This is a genomic window from Paenirhodobacter huangdaonensis (assembly GCF_004022465.1).
Classification (GTDB): Bacteria; Pseudomonadota; Alphaproteobacteria; order Rhodobacterales; family Rhodobacteraceae; genus Rhodobacter; species Rhodobacter huangdaonensis.
In genome coordinates this window covers 35,495-36,415 of record NZ_SAVA01000021.1, presented here as the reverse complement: position 1 = coordinate 36,415, position 921 = coordinate 35,495, and the positions used below count along the sequence as shown (strand labels likewise).

At 69.8% G+C, this 921-nt stretch carries 1 protein-coding gene; it reads left to right on the top strand.

The genetic code is table 11. The features are described 5' to 3' along the window. A partial coding sequence (locus EOW66_RS20575) for an Ig-like domain-containing protein (protein ID WP_206363762.1) occupies positions 1-921 on the top strand: 921 nt, incomplete at both ends.

The window sequence follows — 921 nt, the reverse complement described above, 5'->3', positions numbered from 1 at the left end:
GCGCCCGAGATCAGCGTCGATGCGCCGGCGCTGAGCACCGACGCCACGCCGACGATCACCGGCAGCACCGATGCGGCACCGGGCAGCACCGTCACCCTCACGGTGACCGGTTCGGACCACATCAGCCAGACCTTCACCACCACCGTCGGCACCGATGGCAGCTACAGCGTCGACGTCCCCGCCGATCTCGCCGAGGGCGGCTATAGCGTCGAGGCTTCGGTCACCGACCCGGCCGGCAACACCGGCAGCGCCGATGATACCGGCGTGATCGACACTGTCGCCCCCGAGATCAGCGTCGATGCGCCGGCGCTGAGCAATGACCCGACGCCGACGATCACCGGCAGCACCGATGCGGCACCGGGCAGCACCGTGACCCTCGTGGTCACCGGCTCGGACCATGTCAGCCAGACCTTCACCACCACCGTCGGCAGCGACGGCAGCTACAGCGTCGACGTCCCCGCCGATCTCGCCGAGGGCGGCTATACCGTCGAGGCCTCGGTCACCGATCCGGCCGGCAACACCGGCAGCGCCGATGATACCGGCGTGATCGACACTGTCGCCCCCGAGATCAGCGTCGATGCGCCGGCGCTGAGCAATGACCCGACGCCGACGATCACCGGCAGCACCGATGCGGCACCGGGCAGCACCGTGACCCTCGTGGTCACCGGCTCGGACCATGTCAGCCAGACCTTCACCACCACCGTCGGCACCGACGGCAGCTACAGCGTCGATGTGCCCGCCGATCTCGCCGAGGGGGACTATACCGTCACCGCCTCGGTCACCGACCCGGCCGGCAATACCGGCTCGGCCGATGATACCGGCGTGATCGACACCGTCGCGCCCGAGATCAGCGTCGACGCGCCCGAGCTGAGCAATGACCCGACGCCGACGATCACCGGCAGCACCGATGCCGCGCCCGGC